Annotated in this window: 13 protein-coding genes; 8 read left to right on the forward strand and 5 right to left on the reverse strand. The window is 71.9% G+C overall.

What is annotated here, in order from left to right:
• Window position 1: 1 nt before the first annotated feature.
• Entirely contained in the window at window positions 2-2,257 is a 2,256-nt protein-coding gene (locus F8O02_RS02770) for a DNA gyrase/topoisomerase IV subunit B (RefSeq protein ID WP_158035731.1), read from the forward strand.
• A 43-nt stretch (window positions 2,258-2,300) separates the two neighbouring features.
• Here the strand turns inward: F8O02_RS02770 and F8O02_RS02775 are convergent, their stop codons facing one another.
• Window positions 2,301-4,850, reverse strand: a complete 2,550-nt coding sequence (locus F8O02_RS02775; RefSeq protein ID WP_158035732.1) for a DNA gyrase/topoisomerase IV subunit A — start codon at window positions 4,848-4,850, stop codon at window positions 2,301-2,303.
• 139 nt (window positions 4,851-4,989) lie between these two features.
• On the opposite strand from F8O02_RS02775, the gene F8O02_RS02780 reads away from it, so the two are divergent.
• A complete protein-coding gene (locus F8O02_RS02780) occupies window positions 4,990-6,099 on the forward strand; it encodes an alkaline phosphatase family protein (RefSeq protein ID WP_179416314.1) in 1,110 nt (369 codons plus the stop codon).
• Between the two features lie 88 nt (window positions 6,100-6,187).
• On the opposite strand, the gene sepH is transcribed toward F8O02_RS02780, so the two are convergent.
• Entirely contained in the window at window positions 6,188-7,357 is a 1,170-nt protein-coding gene (gene sepH, locus F8O02_RS02785; protein ID WP_179416313.1) for a septation protein SepH, read from the reverse strand.
• A gap of 375 nt (window positions 7,358-7,732) precedes the next feature.
• Here sepH and F8O02_RS02790 point away from each other — a divergent pair, with 375 nt between their 5' ends.
• On the forward strand, window positions 7,733-8,023 hold the full coding sequence (locus F8O02_RS02790) for a DUF4193 family protein (RefSeq protein WP_158035735.1): 291 nt from the start codon (window positions 7,733-7,735) through the stop codon (window positions 8,021-8,023).
• On the opposite strand, the gene F8O02_RS02795 is transcribed toward F8O02_RS02790, so the two are convergent.
• Entirely contained in the window at window positions 7,978-8,451 is a 474-nt protein-coding gene (locus tag F8O02_RS02795; RefSeq protein ID WP_179416312.1) for a DUF3093 domain-containing protein, read from the reverse strand. The two genes, F8O02_RS02790 and F8O02_RS02795, sit on opposite strands and share 46 nt — an antisense overlap.
• A gap of 83 nt (window positions 8,452-8,534) precedes the next feature.
• On the opposite strand from F8O02_RS02795, the gene dut reads away from it, so the two are divergent.
• The 5 genes from dut (at window position 8,535) to dxs (ending at window position 15,661) form a co-directional block, all read left to right on the forward strand.
• Window positions 8,535-8,984 (forward strand): dUTP diphosphatase, encoded by a 450-nt coding sequence (gene dut, locus F8O02_RS02800; RefSeq protein WP_158035737.1) that lies wholly within the window; start codon window positions 8,535-8,537, stop codon window positions 8,982-8,984.
• Between the two features lie 108 nt (window positions 8,985-9,092).
• Entirely contained in the window at window positions 9,093-9,821 is a 729-nt protein-coding gene (locus F8O02_RS02805; protein ID WP_225734080.1) for a DUF3710 domain-containing protein, read from the forward strand.
• Entirely contained in the window at window positions 9,814-10,617 is an 804-nt protein-coding gene (locus tag F8O02_RS02810; RefSeq protein WP_158035738.1) for a DUF3159 domain-containing protein, read from the forward strand. Before F8O02_RS02805 ends, F8O02_RS02810 begins: the two co-directional genes overlap by 8 nt.
• Window positions 10,618-10,689: 72 nt before the next feature.
• The gene (gene acnA, locus F8O02_RS02815) at window positions 10,690-13,380 is read left to right on the forward strand and encodes an aconitate hydratase AcnA (protein ID WP_158035739.1); all 2,691 of its coding nucleotides are present in this window, start codon (window positions 10,690-10,692) and stop codon (window positions 13,378-13,380) included.
• Between the two features lie 151 nt (window positions 13,381-13,531).
• Window positions 13,532-15,661, forward strand: a complete 2,130-nt coding sequence (dxs, locus tag F8O02_RS02820) for a 1-deoxy-D-xylulose-5-phosphate synthase (protein WP_225734081.1) — start codon at window positions 13,532-13,534, stop codon at window positions 15,659-15,661.
• Between the two features lie 20 nt (window positions 15,662-15,681).
• Here dxs and F8O02_RS02825 read toward each other — a convergent pair whose 3' ends face one another.
• The gene (locus F8O02_RS02825) at window positions 15,682-16,902 is read right to left on the reverse strand and encodes an HRDC domain-containing protein (RefSeq protein WP_158035740.1); all 1,221 of its coding nucleotides are present in this window, start codon (window positions 16,900-16,902) and stop codon (window positions 15,682-15,684) included.
• A complete protein-coding gene (locus F8O02_RS02830) occupies window positions 16,899-17,591 on the reverse strand; it encodes a DUF3000 family protein (protein ID WP_158035741.1) in 693 nt (230 codons plus the stop codon). Before F8O02_RS02830 ends, F8O02_RS02825 begins: the two co-directional genes overlap by 4 nt.
• Between the last annotated feature and the right edge of the window lie 113 nt (window positions 17,592-17,704).

Raw genomic sequence — 17,704 nt, forward strand, 5'->3', positions numbered from 1 at the left:
GGTGGCGGAAGACGACTACTCGGCGAGGCAGCTGTCCGTCCTCGAGGGGCTGGAGGCCGTGCGCAAGCGGCCCGGCATGTACATCGGCTCGACCGACTCGCGCGGGCTCATGCACTGCCTGTGGGAGATCATCGACAACGCCGTGGACGAGGCGCTCGGCGGGCATGGGGATCGCATCGAGATCATCGTGCATGACGACGAGTCGGTCGAGGTGCGCGACCGTGGCCGGGGCATCCCCGTCGACGTCGAGCCGAAGACAGGGCTGACCGGCCTCGAGGTCGTGATGGTCCGGCTGCATGCCGGCGGCAAGTTCGGCGGCGGCTCGTACACGAGCTCGGGCGGCCTGCACGGGGTGGGTGCCTCTGTGGTCAACGCGCTCAGCGAGCGCCTCGACGTGCAGGTGGACCGGGACGGCCGCACCTGGCAGCTCTCGTTCCACCGCGGCACGCCCGGGGTGTTCGACGACCGCGACGGCATCGGTCCGGCGTCGCCGTTCACCCCGCTCGACGCCGCGGTCAAGGGCGCCGACCGGCTGCAAGTCGTCGGTCGGGTGGGCCGCGGTGTGACCGGGACGCGAGTGCGGTACTGGGCTGACCCGCAGATCTTCACGAAGGGGTCCCGGTTCAGCCTCGCGGATCTCGAGGACCGCGCCAGGCAGACGGCCTTCCTCGTGCCCGGCCTCGAGCTGGATCTGCGCGACGACCGCCCGGGCTCGACCCGGCCCCGACCGGTCGCGTCCGCCGTCGGGCCGGGCGACACGACCGACGGTCCCGCCGCGGACGCCGGGACCGCGGACGCTGCGGCCGGAGGCCCCGCCGCCGCGGGCGCCGACGCCGCCTCCACCGCGTCGCCGTCGACCGCCGCGGCCGTCGAGGACCAGGCGCGAGAGACGTTCCGCTTCGACGGCGGCATCGCCGAGTTCGTCGACTACCTGGCCGCGGACTCCGCGGTGACCGACACCTGGCGCGTCCAGGGCGACGGCACCTTCACCGAGACCGTCCCCGTGCTCGCCGCGGGTGGGGAGATGGTCGACCAGGAGGTCGAGCGCACCTGTCACGTGGACGTCGCGCTGCGCTGGGGGACGGGGTACGACACCACGATCCGGTCGTTCGTGAACATCATCGCGACGCCGAAGGGCGGCACGCACCAGACCGGGTTCGAGCAGGCGCTGTTGAAGACCATGCGCCAGCAGGTCACCGCGAACGCCCGGCGGCTCAAGGCCGGCAGCGACCGTGTCGAGAAGGACGACGTGCTCGCCGGGCTGACCGCCGTGGTCACGGTGCGCGTGCCCGAGCCGCAGTTCGAGGGGCAGACGAAGGAGGTGCTCGGCACGCCCGCCGTGCGCCAGATCGTCGCCCGGATCGTCGCGCAGGGACTCCGGGACCGCTTCGCCTCGAAGCGCCGCGACGACCGCGCCCAGACCGGGGTGCTGCTGCAGAAGATCGTCGCCGAGATGAAGTCGCGCATCTCCGCCCGGGCGCACAAGGAGACCCTGCGGCGCAAGAACGCGCTGGAGACGTCGTCGCTGCCGGCGAAGCTCGTCGACTGCCGCTCGAACGACGCGGAGCACACCGAGCTGTTCATCGTGGAGGGCGACTCGGCCCTGGGCACGGCGAAGATGGCCCGGGACAGCGAGTTCCAGGCGCTGCTGCCCATCCGCGGCAAGATCCTCAACGTGCAGAAGGCCAGCATGGCCGAGATGCTCAACAACGCGGAGTGCGCGGCGATCATCCAGGTCGTCGGCGCGGGATCCGGCCGCAGCTTCGACATCACGCAGGCCCGCTACGAGCGGATCATCATGATGAGCGACGCCGACGTCGACGGCGCCCACATCCGCACGCTGCTGCTCACGCTGTTCTTCCGGTACATGCGACCGATGGTGGAGGCCGGGCGCGTGTTCGCCGCCGTGCCGCCGCTGCACCGGCTGATCGTGCCGGCCCGCGGGCGCCGTCCGGCGGAGACGATCTACACGTACTCCGAGGAGGAGCTCCACGACACGATCGCCCGGTTGCGACGGCAGGGACGCACCTACCGCGAGCCCATCCAGCGGTACAAGGGCCTCGGCGAGATGGACGCCGACCAGCTGGCCGAGACGACGATGGATCCGAGGCACCGCCTGCTGCGCCGGGTGACGTTGCGCGACCTGCACGAGGCCGAGGGCGTCTTCGACGTGCTCATGGGCTCCGAGGTCGCCCCGCGCCGCCGGTTCATCATGGAGGCCAGCGGCGAGATCGACCGCGACCGCATCGACGCCTGAGCCCGGCCCCCGGCCCCTGCCGTTCAGCCCACCCCGGCGCCGCTCAGTCCGCCTCAAGCGGGCCGCCGACGGCGAGGATCGGGGTGTCGGTCGGCTCGCCGGACGCGTCCCGGCGCGCGACGAGCAGGTCGAGCGAGACGGGCGCGGCCTTCGCCCCGAGCGGGCGGGGCACGCCGCGGCCGACCCAGGCGAGGCTCAGCTGGTCCTCGCCCTTCAGCATCCGCTGGGCGCGGACGCCTCTGGTCCCCCGGCCCTTGGGCGGGAAGTCGGCCAGCGGGCTCACCTTCGCCGAGCCGGGGACGATGTCGGCCAGCGCGGTGGAGTCGACGGCGACGGTGAACACGAGCGCATCGGGGGCGTCCGCGGCCGCCACCACGCCGAACCAGAGCACCCGGTCGCCGTCGGCCAGCCGCATCCCGGCCATGCCCTGGGCGGCGAGTCCCTGCGGACGCACCTGGTCGGCCCGGTAGTGCAGCAGCTGCCCCTGCTCGCTGACGAACACGAGCTCGTCGGCGTCGTCGGCCGCGGCGAGGCCCACGACCCGGTCGCCGCGGTGGAGGGTGACGAGCTCCCACTCGGGGCGGTCGGGGATCTCGTGCTGCACGCGCTTGACCACGCCACGGGCGGTTGCGAGGGCGAGCGGTCGCTCGTCGACCAGGCTGATCACGCCGACGACGCGCTCCCCGCGCTCGAGGTTCACGAGTCGCTCGGGGGCGACGCCGGCGGAGAGCTGGACGAGGTTCGGCGCCGCGGCGGGCACGCCGAGCACCGGGGTGCGCAGCACCCGGCCGCGATCGGTGACGACGCCGAGGTCCCCGCGGGTGGTGGCGCGCAGGCGGGCGCGCAGGGCGTCCGCACGACGTCGCCGGGGGCGGGGGAGCGGGTCGCCGATGCGCCACCGGGACGCCACTCCCACACCCGCCGCGTCGTCCGCGCCCGCCGCAGGCGACGTCGCCGCGGCGTCCGGGGCCTCGGTCCCGGTCGTGTCAGCCGAGGCGCCATCCCCGTCGGGCAGCGCCCGGCGCACGAGCCGGCCGGCGGCGCTGACGAGCACCTCGCACGGCTCGTCGGGGATCTCGAGCGGGACGTCGGCGGCGATGACCCGGGCGTCCTCGGCGAGCAGCACGGTGCGCCGCGGCTGGTCGAGGGTCTTCGCGACCTCCTCGAGCTCTCGGGCGACCTGGTCGCGCAGCCGCCCCTCGTCGCCGAGGAGCTCCTCGAGCCGGGCGATCCGCTGCCGCAGGTCGTCGCGCTCGGCCTCCAGCTCGACCTGACTGAACCGGGTCAGCCGGCGCAGGCGCAGCTCGAGGATGTACTCGGCCTGCCGCTCGGTGAGGTCGAAGACACTCATCAGCCGGGTGCGCGCGGTCTCCGCGTCGTCGCTGGAGCGGATCAGCGCGATGACCTCGTCGATGTCGAGGATCGCGATCAGCAGCCCCTCGACCAGGTGCAGGCGGTCGCGGGCCCTCGTCAGCCGGTGCTCGCTGCGCCGCCGCACGACGTCCATCCGGTGCGCGTCGTAGACGTCGAGCAGCTCGGCGAGACCGACCGTGCGGGGGCGGCCGTCGACGAGCACGACGTTGTTGATGCCGAAGTTCGTCTCCAGCGGCGTGTGCCGGTACAGCGAGGCGAGCACGGCCTCCGGGGCGAAGCCGGTCTTCACGTCGATGATCAGCCGCAGCCCGTTGCTGCGGTCGGTGAGGTCGTGGACGTTCGCGATGCCCTTCAGCTTCTTCGCGCCGACGCCGTCCTTGATCCTCTGGATGACCGCCTCGGGGCCGACCATGTACGGCAGCTCTGTGACGATGATGCTCTGCCGCCGGGGCGAGGTGCGCTCGATCGTCGCCTTCGCGCGCATCGTGAACGTGCCACGGCCGGTGCGGTAGGCGTCGTGCACCCCGTCGAGGCCGATGATGCTGCCTCCGCTGGGCAGGTCAGGCCCCGGCAGCACGGCCATGAGCGCGTCGAGGTCGCAGTGCGGGTGCCGTAGCCGGTGCACGGCTGCCGCGATCGCCTCGCGCGGGTTGTGCGGCGGCATGTTCGTGGCCATGCCCACGGCGATGCCGCTGGTGCCGTTGATGAGCAGGTTGGGGAACGGCGCCGGCAGCACGGCCGGCTGCTGCAGCTGGTTGTCGTAGTTGGGCACGAACTCGACGACGTCCTCGTCGAGGCTGTCGGTCATGAGCATCGCGGCGGCGGTCAGCCGGGCCTCGGTGTACCGGCTCGCGGCCGGCCCGTCGTCCAGCGACCCGAAGTTGCCGTGCCCGTCGACGAGGGGCACCTCCATGGCGAAGTCCCGGGCGAGGCGCACGAGCGCGTCATAGATCGCGCTGTCGCCGTGCGGGTGCAGCTTGCCCATCACCTCGCCGACGACCCGGGCCGACTTCACATGCCCTTTCTCCGGGGAGAGACCCATCTCGCGCATCATGTAGAGGATGCGCCGCTGGACGGGCTTGAGCCCGTCGCGGGCGTCCGGCAGCGCGCGGGAGTGGATGACCGACATCGCGTACTCGACATAGCTGTGCTGCATCTCGGTGCTGACGTCGACGTCCTCGATGCGCTGCTGCGGATCCTCGGTCACGGTGCTGGTCATGCTCTGGGGGTCTCCTCCTGCTGTGTGCCGTCGTCCACGCACGGCGGCCGACGCGGACGCGTGCGGGCCCGTGTGCGAGACTGGATCGGTGCTTCGGAGTCTACCCTCACCCCCTGACCGGTCCGCGTTCATTGGCGATGTGGCGCGGGGGTGGCTCGACACGACGCTGGACGGCGCGACGCCCCCGCCCGGCCTCGACGCGCTGGCCGGGACGCGACACCTCGCGGTCGTCCTGGTCGACGGGCTCGGGGTGCGGAACCTCGCCGCCCGCACCGGGCACGCCCGTCACCTGGCTCGTCGACTGGCGGACGCCGGCCCGGCCCGCCTCCACGCGCGCTTCCCGTCGACCACCGCGGCGTCGCTGACCTCCCTGGCGACCGGGCTGCCCCCGATCGGTCACGGTCTGGTCGGCTACACGGTCTGGGACCCGGACGCCCGGGTGGTGCGCAACGAGCTGTCCGGGTGGGGGCCCGGCATGGCGCCGGCCGTCTGGCAGCCGCATCCGACCGTCTTCGAGCGCGCCGCGGCCGCCGGCATCACCGCCGTGGCGATCGGCCCCCGCGAGTACACGACGTCGGGATTCACCCGGGCGACGCTGCGCGGGGCGACGTATGTGGGCGCGGACGACCTCGGCGACCGGTTCGACGCTCTGGCCCGGGTGCGCCGGGACGCGCCCCGCTCGCTCGTGCAGCTGTACGTGCCCGAGCTCGACCGCGCCGGGCACCGGCATGGCTGGCAGGGGAGCCGCTGGGCAGCGCTGCTGGAGGCGCTGGACGCCGAGACGGACGCCGCGAGGCTGGGCTCCGACGGCGCGGTGACGGTGCTGACCGGCGACCACGGGATGCTCGACGTCGCCCGCGAGGACCATGCCCTGCTGGCCGGGTGGTCCGGGCTCGACACCGTGCTCGCCTGGGCCGGCGAGCCCCGCGGCGTGCAGCTCGTGCTGCGCGAGCCGGCCGCGGCCGCCGAGACGGCCCGGGCCCTGCAGCGGCGGCTGGACGAGACGGCGGGGGAGGAGTCGTTCCTGGTCACCACCGGGGACGCCCTCGTCGACTCGGGGCTCATGGGCGACCGATCCTGCGACGACGGGACCGCACGGCGCCGGCTCGGAGACGTGATCGCGATCGCCCGCGACGAGTGTTCGGCGCTCTATCGCGGCGACGGATCCGACGACCGCTCAAGACGCATGATCGGCCAGCACGGCGGGCTCAGCGCCTGGGAGACGGAGCTGCCGCTGCTGCTGTGGTGACCCGGCGACGCGCTCCCGCGGTGCGCGGTCGGCCCGGACGGGTGCGGCCAGGACGAGCGCGGGACCGCCGGGAGCAGCCGGCCGGCGATCAGCGGCCGTCGTCGTGCGGCTTGGTGCCGAAGACGATCTCGTCCCAGCTGGGCAGCGAGGAGCGGCCCCGGCGGCCCCGATGGTCATGGGGGGTCTTCGGCGTCGGCGCGGCGGCGTCGGCATCCGCCTGAGCGTCCTCCGCCTCGGCGTCCGGCTTCTCGTCCGACACGACCCGGAGTCGAGCGGTGCTCGCGGGGGACTCGCCGCGCGGCTCCCGCACGGCGTCGTTCTCATGCCGGCGCCGCAGTGCCTGCAGCAGGTCCTCGGTCTCGGAGGGAACTCTGGGCGACTCCTCGCCAGAGCGGGCGGACCGCTCGGCCGGCTCGGCCGGCCGCGTGAGCGAGCCGCGCAGCGACACGTCAGCATCGCCCGCGGGGCCGTCATCCTCGCCATGCCGACCGACGAGCGAGGAGCCGCGCACGCGCTCGGCCACGTGCCGAGCCTCGTCGCGTGCGGCGCGCTCCCACATCTCGACGGCGGACTCGCCGGGATCGGCACGCGGCTCCTCGGAAGCCGGCTCGGCCGCGTCGGTCTCGCTCTCGAGCGGGAAGGTGTCCACGGTCGTCGCCGCGTCGACCAGACGCAGTCGCGGCACCTTCACCGGCTGGAGGTCCTGGGCGGTCGACAGCGCCTCGGCCTCCTCGTTGGCCGGGGTGAGCTGCCGGCGGCGGGGGTCGAAGAACCAGCGGGCCTTGCTGTCGTGCCCATCGGCGGTATAGGCGATCTGCACCGTCCAGCGACCGTCCTCCTCGCGCCAGCTGGACCACATCGTGTGCTCCGCGCCACGGGTGACGAGCCGATGGGTGATGATGTGCCCGAAGGTGGAGGTCTCGGCGCCCTCCTCGTCGAAGTGCAGCGGCACGTCCTGGGCGAGCTCGACCATGTGGTCCAGCTCGGCGGCGACCGGCGCCTCGAACTTCTCGATGTACGCGATGTCAACGCCGAAGTGATCGGCGACCTGGTCGGCGGCGAGCCCCGAGCGCAGCAGCGCCTGGACCTCGCGGGGCGAGGGCAGGGGGTTGCGCGGCCCGGACGCCGGCCTGGGTGCCCTGCGCGTGCGGATCGCCTGCCGCAGCTCCGGGGTGACCGGAACGGCGAACTGATCGCCCTGCGGGTCGACCAGCAGCAGCAGATCGTCCTCGGTACCGACGAATTTCAGCTCGCGCACCAATGCCTCCTCATGTCCTGGGGATCCCGACCCGCGACGAGCCCGGAGGATCCGCGTCCATTCTGCCACCACGGGCGCACGACGGACGCGAGGCCCGCCCGTGTGTTCCGCGCCACCTGGCTACACCGGACCGGCGCCCCGGCATCCGACGCGCACGTCATCGACGTCCGCCCGGACGTGTCGGCCGCTGCGTGCCCGGTCGGCCTCACATGCTCACCGCTCGGTTTGCATAACCCCCTCCGATGATGCATGCTATGTCCGCCGCGGCGTGCGACGCCGTCGCACGGCCGTTTGACCGTCGCTGTCGGAGTGTCACGACGCAGGGCAGGGGGACCCGACGCGCGCCCGGCTGCAGAGAGGATGAAGGGGAGAACAATGGCCACCGACTATGACGCGCCTCGCCGTCAGGAGGACGACTCGGACTCGCTCGACGCGCTGAAGCGCAGCATTCCGACCACGCCCAAGACGGGCGCTGACGACGAGAACGAGACGGGCGAGTACGCGCTGGCCGATGGCCCCGATCTGTCCGACGCCGAGCTCGACGTCGTCGTCCTGCCGCCACAGGACAACGAGTTCACCTGCGTGGAGTGCTTCCTGGTGAAGCATCGCACGCAGTTCGATCACGAGTCCGAGCTCGGGCCCGTCTGCAAGGACTGCGCGGCCTGAGCCAGTCGCAGCTCGGCGGCCAGCTCGTCGGCGTGCCGCGAGCCGATCAGCCAGTACGGGGTCGGGTCCTCCGGGTCGACGACCGGGATGCGCACCAGATCGAGCCCGCCGCGGAACGCCACATAGGCACGCATGTCCAGCTCGCTGCGGATCTGCGCCAGGGCGGCCTCGCCGCGGCGGAACACGACGGGCTCGCCGAGCGCGCTGATCGGGATGCTCGCCCGCCCGACGCTCAGCCGATCCGAGGTCAGCACGATGAGCGGGGACGCGAACCAGCTGATCAGGAAGATGAGCGCGTACAGCGTCGGCCCGACGATGAACCCGATGATCGGCTTGATCTCATAGAACACGGTGGCGAAGGCCGGGATCAGCAGCAGCATGGCCAGGTAGGCGCCGCCGTGCGGGCGCAGTCGTTCACGGTAGAGCATCGGTCTCCGTCTCTCGGCGCGGCCCGGCGGACAGCCTTGGGCGCGCGACCGCCCCGGCGAGGGCGGCATGTAGTCTGTACTGCGTGAATTCTACCGTCGAAATCCTGTGGACCGGCACAGGCCACGAGCCGCCTGCGTACGCTCGCCCCGGTGACGCGGGAGCCGACCTGCGCGCGGCCGAGGACGCGGTGATCCCGGCGCATGGTCGGGCGCTGGTCGGCACGGGCGTCGCCATTGCCCTGCCCGACGGGTTCGCGGCCTTCGTCCACCCGCGCAGCGGCCTCGCCCTGCGTCACGGCATCACGGTGCTCAACACGCCTGGCACGATCGACGCCGGGTACCGCGGCGAGATCCGCGTGATCCTGTTCAATACCGGGGACGAGGACGTCACCGTGCACGTCGGCGACCGCATCGCCCAGCTGGTCGTCCAGCGGGTCGAGCGCGCCGAGTTCATCCGGGTCGAGCGCCTGCCCGGCAGCGCGCGCGGCACCGGCGGGTTCGGCTCGACCGGCGGGTTCGCTCCGTCACGATGACGATCGGCCCCGTTCGGCCGCCCGACGCCGCATGAGCGGATCGGGACCATGGGCAGACAGAGCCGTCACACCACGGGCGTGGCGGCAGGCGACAGGAAGGAATCACGGGTGTTCGGCAGGAAGAAGCGACACGCGGAGGACGCACCGGCGGAGCAGGCCGTCGAGCACGAGCCGGAGGAGACCGAGGTGGAGGGGGCCGAGGCGGTTCCGGCCGCGGCGGAGACGACGCCCGAGACGTCCGAGACAGCGTCGTCGGATCTCGATTTCCAGCCCAAGGAGCTCGTGGAGGGCAGAGAGCAGGACGGGCCGTTCGATTTCAGCGAGATCAGCGGCACACGGCCCTTCATCGACTTCGGGGCGGTGCTGCTGCCGCCCACCCCGGGGCTGACGATCCGCGTCGAGGTCGAGGAGCGGACCAAACGCCCCGTCGCCATCACGCTCGAGCACGAGGGCACGCGGCTGCAGGTGCAGGCGTTCGCCGCGCCGCGGAGCGCCGGCCTGTGGGCGGAGGTGCGCGCGCAGCTGGCCGCCCAGCTCGCCGCGCAGCATGCCGAGCACCGGGAGTTCCAGGGCGAGCTCGGCTGGGAGCTGCACGCGGCGCTGCCGACGCCCGAGGGCCCCCGGATGGTGCGGTTCCTCGGCGTGGACGGCCCGCGCTGGTTCCTGCGCGGCGTCGTGACCGGCGCCGCCCTGGAGGACAAGGACGGGGCCCGCCGGGTCAACGCGCTGTTCCGCTCGCTCATCGTCCATCGCGGCGGCGAGCCCCGGGCGCCCCGTGAGCTGCTGCCGCTGACCCTGCCGCAGCCCGCGGCGCAGGTGCGCCCCGCGGATGCGTGAGCTGCTCGAGAAGGACACGCTCGACGCCCGCACCATGTGGGCCGCGCTCGGCGGCGTCCGCGGGCTCGTCGAGTCGACCCTGCCCGGGGTCGTGTTCATCATCGTGCAGACCGCGACCCGACAGGTCGTGTGGTCGACGGTTGCAAGTCTCGCGCTGGTGGCCGGCTTCACCCTCGCGCGACTGATCGCCCGACAGCCGCTCGCCCAGGCGATGAGCGGTCTCGTCGGGGTGCTGCTCGGCGCGGTGCTCGCCCTCGTCACCGGGCGCGCCGTGCAGAACTACCTGCCCGGGATCGTGATCAACGCCGTGTCGGCGCTCGTGCTGCTGGGCTCGCTCGTCGTCCGCTGGCCTCTGGTGAGCGTGCTGGTGGCCGTGTTCCGCGGCGATGTCACGCTGGCCAGGCATCGACTCCTGCTGCGCGCGGGAGCGCTCGCCACCGGCGTGTGGGCGCTGATCTCGGTGGCCCGGCTGGCCGTCCAGCTGCCGCTGTACCTGCACTCGCTCACGGACGACGAGGTGACCGCGCTGGGAACGGCGAAGCTGCTGATGGGGCTGCCGCTGCTCGCGCTCGGCGTGCTGCTCACCTGGCTGTTGCTGCGGCCGGTGATCGCCGTGCTGGACGCCGCCGAGGGCGAGCCAGACGTCGAGTCCACGACAGATGTCGGGACCGCGCCGGACGGGTCCCGCGCCGGGGCCGCGGGACGCCAGACGCCCTCCCGAGGCGCCGTCACGGGGCGCCGGGAGGGCTGCCCCGATGACGCGGACGATGTCAATGTCCGAGGTCCACAAAAGTGAGGACTGCCTTACTGGACTCGCTTATCGGCACCCGTCATCCTAAGAGGGCATTTCAATGATGAGAGGGGCAGCATGTCCGTTAACAGTTTCGGGGCGCGCGACACACTGGCCGTCGGCGACAAAAGCTACGAGATCTTCCGGCTGGACGCGGTGCCCGGCCAGGAGAAGCTGCCGTACAGCCTGAAGGTGTTGCTCGAGAACCTGCTTCGCACCGAGGACGGCGCGAACGTCACGGCCGAGCACATCAAGGCCCTGGCAAACTGGGATCCGAACGCCGAGCCGAGCACGGAGATCCAGTTCACGCCCGCTCGCGTGGTGATGCAGGACTTCACCGGCGTGCCATGCGTGGTGGACCTGACCACCATGCGCGAGGCCATGAAGAACCTCGGCGGCGATCCGGCGAAGATCAATCCGCTGGCGCCGGCCGAGCTGGTCATTGATCACTCCGTCATCGTCGACGTCTTCGGTCAGCCCGACGCCGTCAAGCGCAACGTCGAGATCGAGTACGAGCGCAACGGCGAGCGGTACCAGTTCCTGCGGTGGGGCCAGCAGGCCTTCGACAACTTCAAGGTCGTCCCGCCGGGCACCGGCATCATCCACCAGGTCAACATCGAGTACCTCGCCCGGGTCGTGTTCTCGAAGGAGCTCGACAACGGCGTGGTGCAGGCCTACCCTGATACCTGCGTCGGCACCGACTCGCACACCACGATGGTCAACGGCATCGGCGTGCTCGGCTGGGGCGTTGGTGGCATCGAGGCCGAGGCGGCCATGCTCGGCCAGCCCGTCTCCATGCTCATCCCGCGCGTCGTCGGCTTCAAGCTGTCGGGTGAGATCCCCGCCGGCGTGACCGCCACGGACGTGGTGCTCACCATCACCCAGATGCTGCGCGAGCACGGTGTGGTCGGCAAGTTCGTCGAGTTCTACGGCGAGGGCGTCGCCAGCGTGCCGCTGGCCAACCGCGCCACCATCGGCAACATGAGCCCGGAGTTCGGCTCGACCGCGGCGATCTTCCCGATCGACCAGGTCACCATGGACTACCTGCGCCTCACCGGCCGCAGCGAGGAGCGTCTGGCGCTCGTCGAGGCGTATGCGAAGGCCCAGGGGCTGTGGCACGACCCGGCGCACGAGCCGGTGTTCTCCGAGTACATGGAGCTCGACCTCTCCACGGTCGTCCCCTCCATCGCCGGGCCGAAGCGGCCGCAGGACCGCATCAAGCTCAGCGAGTCCAAGGAGATGTTCGAGAAGACCCTGCCGACCTACGCGACCGGCAGGGACGAGGCCCCCGTCGAGTACGCCGGCCAGCAGTTCGACCTGAAGAACGGCGCCGTCGCGGTCGCCGCGATCACGTCCTGCACGAACACCTCGAACCCCTCGGTCATGATCGCCGCCGGCCTGCTGGCCAAGAAGGCGGTCGAGAAGGGCCTGAAGCAGAAGCCGTGGGTGAAGACCTCGCTGGCTCCGGGCTCGAAGGTCGTCACCGACTACTACGACAAGTCGGGGCTCACTCCGTACCTGGAGAAGGTCGGCTTCTACACGACCGGCTACGGCTGCACCGTCTGCATCGGCAACACGGGTCCGCTGCCCGAGCCGATCAGCGAGGCGATCAACGAGAACGACCTCGCCGTGACGGCCGTGCTGTCCGGCAACCGCAACTTCGAGGGCCGTATCAGCCCCGACGTGAAGATGAACTACCTGGCCAGCCCGCCGCTGGTGATCGCGTACGCGCTCGCCGGCACGATGGACTTCGACTTCGAGACCCAGCCCCTCGGGCAGGACCAGAACGGCGAGGACGTCTACCTGCGCGACATCTGGCCCTCGCCTGCCGAGGTTCAGAAGACGATCGACGAGTCGATCGACCGTGACATGTTCGTCACGAAGTATGCGTCGGTGTTCGACGGCGACGAGAAGTGGCGCAGCCTGCCGACCCCGGAGGGCAAGCTCTTCGCGTGGGACGACGACTCGACGTACGTCCGTGAGGCGCCGTACTTCGACGGCATGCGCATGGACCCGGATCCCGTCCAGGACATCCACGGCGCGCGGGTGCTCGTCAAGCTCGGCGACTCGGTCACGACCGACCACATCTCGCCTGCCGGTTCGATCAAGGCCGACACCCCGGCGGGGAAGTACCTGCTGAGCAAGGGCGTCGACCGGCGCAGCTTCAACTCGCTGGGCTCCCGGCGCGGCAACCACGAGGTGATGATCCGCGGCACGTTCGCGAACATCCGGCTGAAGAACCGCCTGCTCGACGGCGTCGAAGGCGGCTACACCCGCGACTTCACGCAGGCCGGCGGCCCGCAGAGCTGGATCTTCGACGCGGCGACCCACTACAAGGAGAAGGGCACCCCGCTCGTCGTGCTCGCCGGCAAGGAGTACGGCACCGGCTCCAGCCGCGACTGGGCCGCGAAGGGCACGCGCCTGCTCGGGGTGAAGGCCGTCATCGCCGAGAGTTTCGAGCGCATCCACCGCTCGAACCTGATCGGCATGGGTGTCATCCCGCTGCAGTTCCCCGCCGGCGAGTCGTACGAGTCCCTTGGGCTCGACGGCACCGAGATCTTCGACGTCGAGGGCCTCACCCGCTTCAACGAGAGCGACGAGATCCCGGCGACGATGACCGTCACCGCCCGGCCGAGCGAGTTCTCCCCCGAGGAGAAGAAGCCGGTGACCTTCGAGGCCGTCGTGCGCATCGACACCCCCGGAGAGGCGAACTACTACCGCAACGGCGGCATCCTGCAGTACGTGCTGCGGCAGCTCGCCGCGGCGTGAGTCCGCTGAGGCCGCGCACCGCGTGACCGTCCGAAGAGGGGCGGGGTCGGACCAGACAGGTCCGGCCCGTCCCTCTTCGCATCCCGGAGGGCCGATGAGACCCGTCCCCCGGGACGGGTAGAATGGGCGGGATGCGAGAGAGGGGCTCAGCATGACGCAGAATGCCTCGACGGGTGCGATGCCACACGAGTCGGTACCGGCGGCGGGCGCCGGCACGAGCCGGAGTGGCCGGGCCGAGGACGCGGCGCGGCCGGGGCTGCCCGCGCCGGGCGGTCTGCTGGCCTCCATCCGCGGGCCGCGCGACCTCGACCGTCTCGATCACGCGCAGCTCGAGCAGCTCGCCCGGGAGATCCGGGAGTTCCTCGTGTCCGCAGTCGCCCGCACCGGCGGGCATCTCGGCCCGAACCTGGGCGTCGTCGAGACCACGATCGCCGTGCACCGGGTCTTCCACTCACCGCATGACCCCATCGTGTTCGACACCGGGCACCAGTCCTATGTGCACAAGCTGCTCACCGGCCGCCAGGACTTCACCCGACTGCGCCAGCGGGGCGGGCTGGCGGGCTACCCCCAGCGCGCCGAGAGCGAGCACGACATCGTGGAGAGCTCCCACGCCTCCTCGTCGCTGTCCTGGGCCGACGGCATCTCACGGGCCCTCACCCTGCGCGGTCAGACCGACCGCACGGTCGTCGCGATGATCGGCGACGGCGCGCTCACCGGCGGCATGGTCTGGGAGGCCATCAACAACATCTCCGACGCGAACGACCGACGCCTCGTCATCATCGTCAACGACAACGGCCGGTCGTACGCCCCCACCATCGGAGGCATGGCCCGGTACATGAACGAGATCCGCACCCATGCGGGCTACGATCGCGCCTACCGGGCGAGCCGGCGTCTCTTCTCCCGGCTCGGCCGCCCGGGACGCTTCCTGTTCAACTCCGTCCGCGGCGGCCTGCACGGCCTGCTGCGCTCGCCGAGCTGGCAGCACGGGCAGGACTACGCCCTGTTCTCGAACCTCGACATCAAGTACATCGGCCCCGTCGACGGTCACGACATCCGTGCGATGGAGATCGCGCTGCGCCAGGCGAAGCGATACGGCCATCCCGTCATCGTGCACGCGATCACGCAGAAGGGCCGCGGGTACGAGCCCGCCCGGGCCGACGTCGCCGACCAGTTCCACGCCATCGGCCGCATCGATCCCGACACGGGCCGGCCGATCTCCTCTGTGCGGGCGATCACCTGGACGGCCGTCTTCAGCGACGAGATGCTCGCCCAGGCGAGACGACGGCCGGACGTCGTGGGCATCACGGCGGCCATGCGCATCCCCGTCGGGCTGGACGCGATGGCCCAGGCGTTCCCCGATCGGGTGATCGACGTCGGCATCGCCGAGGAGCACGCCGTCGCCTCCGCCGCGGGGCTCGCCTTCGGCGGGATGCATCCGGTCGTCGCCGTGTACGCCACGTTCTTGAACCGGGCGTTCGATCAGGTGCTCATGGACGTCGCGCTGCACCGGGCCCCGGTGACCTTCGTGCTCGACCGGGCCGGGCTGACCGGCCCGGACGGCGCCAGCCACAACGGGCAGTGGGATCTCTCGACCCTCCAGCTCGTGCCCGGCATCCGCATCGCCGCGCCCCGTGACGCGGACACGCTGCGCGAGGAGCTCGCCGAGGCGCTCGACCACGCGGACGGCCCGACCGTGCTGCGCTATCCGAAGGGCGCGGTGGCGCCACCCACCCCCGCGCTCACGCGCACCGACGACGGCGTCGACGTGCTGTGCCGCCACGCCACCCGCGACGTGCTCATCGTCGCGATCGGCGCGATGGCCGGCACCGCGCTGGAGGTCGCCCGCAGCCTGCACGCGCAGGGCGTCGGCACGACCGTCGTCGACCCGCGCTGGGTCGTGCCGGTGCCACGCTCAGTCGTCCTGGCTGCGGCGTCCCACCGGCTCGTGGTGACCATCGAGGACGGCCTGCGGGTCGGCGGGATCGGCACGCGCATCCGGCAGGACATGCGCGACGCGGGCATCGACACGGGGCTGACCGAGTTCGGACTGGCGGATCGCTTCTTCGAGCACGCGACCCGCGACGAGCTGCTCGAGGAGGTCGGGCTGGACGCTCCGGCGATCACCCGGCAGGTGCTCGACATGGTGCTCGGGCTGAAGGTGCCGAAGGCCAGGCCGGTCGGGGAGGAGCCTTTCACAGCTGCGCCGGTGTGCGCCCCCGGGGAGTCCCGGCTGTACGGCACCGGTCAGCCGGATCCGGGATCCCCCGCCGGCGTGTGCTGATCCGTCGCGCCGCCCGCGGCTCAGTCCTCGACGGCGTGCTCGAACGCGTCGTGCACCGCGGCGGCGGTCAGGTCCACCTGCCAGCGCCGTGCGCCGAGCTCCATGAGCCGGGCCCGGATGTGTCCCTCGCTCGGGTGGTCATCGGCCTCCCAGGCCACCTGGCGCAGCATCCGCGGCGGCAGCAGGTTCTCCAGCGGCAGATCATGCGCGGCCGCGATCTCGCCGAGCGCCTCGCGCGCCGCGTGCAGCCGGCGGTCCGCGTCGGGGTTGACCCGGTTCCACGAGCGGTGCGGGGGGATGCCGGTGTGACGCGGGTGCAGCTCGATCGGCTCGGCGCTCGCCCGCCCACGCTGGACGGCAGCCCACCAGTGACGCAGCTCGCTCGCCGCGGCTCGGCCGTCGAAGCCCTGGACGTCGAGCAGCTCGCGGGCGTTGCGGCTCGGGTGGGTCGCCGCGGCGATGAGCGCCCGGTCGGGCAGCAGTCGGTGGGGGGAGAGATCGCGGTCATGGGCGATGCGATCCCGCTCCCGCCACAGCTCGCGCACGACGCGCAGCTGGCCTGGCCGGCGCACGTGGGAGAGACCGCTCGTCCGGCGCCAGGGCTCGCCATCCTTCACCCTGGGGCGGAAGTCCACCTCGGCGGCGAACTCCTCGCGGGCGAGGTCGAGCTTGCCCTGCTCGTCGAGCAGCCGCTCCACGAGGTCGCGCAGCTCCACCAGGTACTCCACGTCCAGCGCCGCGTACGCGAGCCAGTCCTCCGGAAGGGGGCGCCGGGACCAGTCCGCGGCCGAGTGCTCCTTGCGCAGGTGCACGCCCATCAGGTCGTCCAACAGCCCGCCGAGCCCGACGTGGGGGAGATTGAGCAGCCGGGCGCCGAGCTCGGTGTCGAACAGCGTGTGGGGGCGCAACCCGAGCTCGCGCAGACAGGGCAGGTCCTGGGTCGCCGCATGGAGCACCCACTCGCTGCCGCCGATCACCGACTGCAGCTCGGCCATGGCCTGGGCGTCGAAGGCGAGCGGGTCGACCAGCTGGGCCGGGTCATCCCCGCGGCGCAGCTGCACGAGGCACGCCCGGTCGGAGTAGCGGAAGCCACTGGCCCGCTCGGTGTCGATCGCGATCGGCCCGTCGGCGGCGTCGAGCACGCCGAGCGACCGTTCCAGCGCCGCAGGGGTGTCGATCACCGGGGGCACGCCGCCCTCCGGGCGCTCGACCAGATGGGAGGGGTGGATCTCGACGTTCATCGTCGTGCATCGCCTTTCGCCGGATGTCGTTCTCGAGCTCCCGGGCGACCCGCCGGCCCGGCCACCCCGTGCCCCGGCCGCGGGGCCGCGCCCGCGAGCGACGGCTGCAGCACGGCGACCCCGTCGGACACCGGGGGCAGGCTCGCGGCATGGGCGATCAGGTCGATCCAGGCCAGCAGATGCGGGCGGACGGGTGCAGAGGGCTCCGCCGACCAGGAGGCGCGCAGCTCGACCTCGGTGCCGTCCGTCTGCGAGCTGAGCACGCCGAAGCCGGTGTTGATCGTCTTCGTGACGGTACCCGAGAGGCTGCGGTGGACCGCGTGCTCGTCGACGAGCGCATCCTCGAGCCAGGACCAGGCCACCCCGGCCACGAACGGGTCGAGGCCAAGATCGGGTTCCAGCGGGGCCTTGACGTAGCAGATGACCCGCAGCGTGGAGGCCCAGATCGCCGGCGGCTCAGGGTCGTGCAACAGCACGAAGCGGGCGGCCGCACGGGAGTGCACGAACGCGGCGTGGTGGTCGACCTCGACGGCGAAGGCCACGGCCTCGCGGGTCAGGCGGGTCGGCGGGGCGATGCGCTCGAGGACGATGTCGGGTCGATGCGGAGTCGTCTCGAGCTCGCGCACGATACGTGCGAAGCCCTGGCCCGGAGGGGTTCCCCGTCGTCCGTCGTCTCGCTGTGCGGTCACTGTTGCAGACTAGAATGACCAGCGCAGGTCACCGGGCAGACTCGCCGGGGATGGCCGCCACGGTCCGTCCGGCGCGGCCGAGCCGGGGCCCGGGCGCGTCCATGAGAGAGGAA

The organism is Pseudoclavibacter caeni, from assembly GCF_008831125.1.
Taxonomy (GTDB): Bacteria; Actinomycetota; Actinomycetes; order Actinomycetales; family Microbacteriaceae; genus Pseudoclavibacter_A; species Pseudoclavibacter_A caeni.

What these genes read in the sequence shown, in the direction of transcription:
- F8O02_RS02775 (WP_158035732.1), bottom strand. Translation starts at nt 4,850, where the DNA reads ATGACCAGCACCGTGACCGAGGATCCGCAGCAGCGCATCGAGGACGTC.
- F8O02_RS02790 (WP_158035735.1), top strand. Translation starts at nt 7,733, where the DNA reads ATGGCCACCGACTATGACGCGCCTCGCCGTCAGGAGGACGACTCGGAC.
- F8O02_RS02795 (WP_179416312.1), bottom strand. Translation starts at nt 8,451, where the DNA reads ATGCTCTACCGTGAACGACTGCGCCCGCACGGCGGCGCCTACCTGGCC.
- F8O02_RS02810 (WP_158035738.1), top strand. Translation starts at nt 9,814, where the DNA reads ATGCGTGAGCTGCTCGAGAAGGACACGCTCGACGCCCGCACCATGTGG.
- acnA (WP_158035739.1), top strand. Translation starts at nt 10,690, where the DNA reads ATGTCCGTTAACAGTTTCGGGGCGCGCGACACACTGGCCGTCGGCGAC.
- dxs (WP_225734081.1), top strand. Translation starts at nt 13,532, where the DNA reads ATGACGCAGAATGCCTCGACGGGTGCGATGCCACACGAGTCGGTACCG.
- F8O02_RS02825 (WP_158035740.1), bottom strand. Translation starts at nt 16,902, where the DNA reads ATGAACGTCGAGATCCACCCCTCCCATCTGGTCGAGCGCCCGGAGGGC.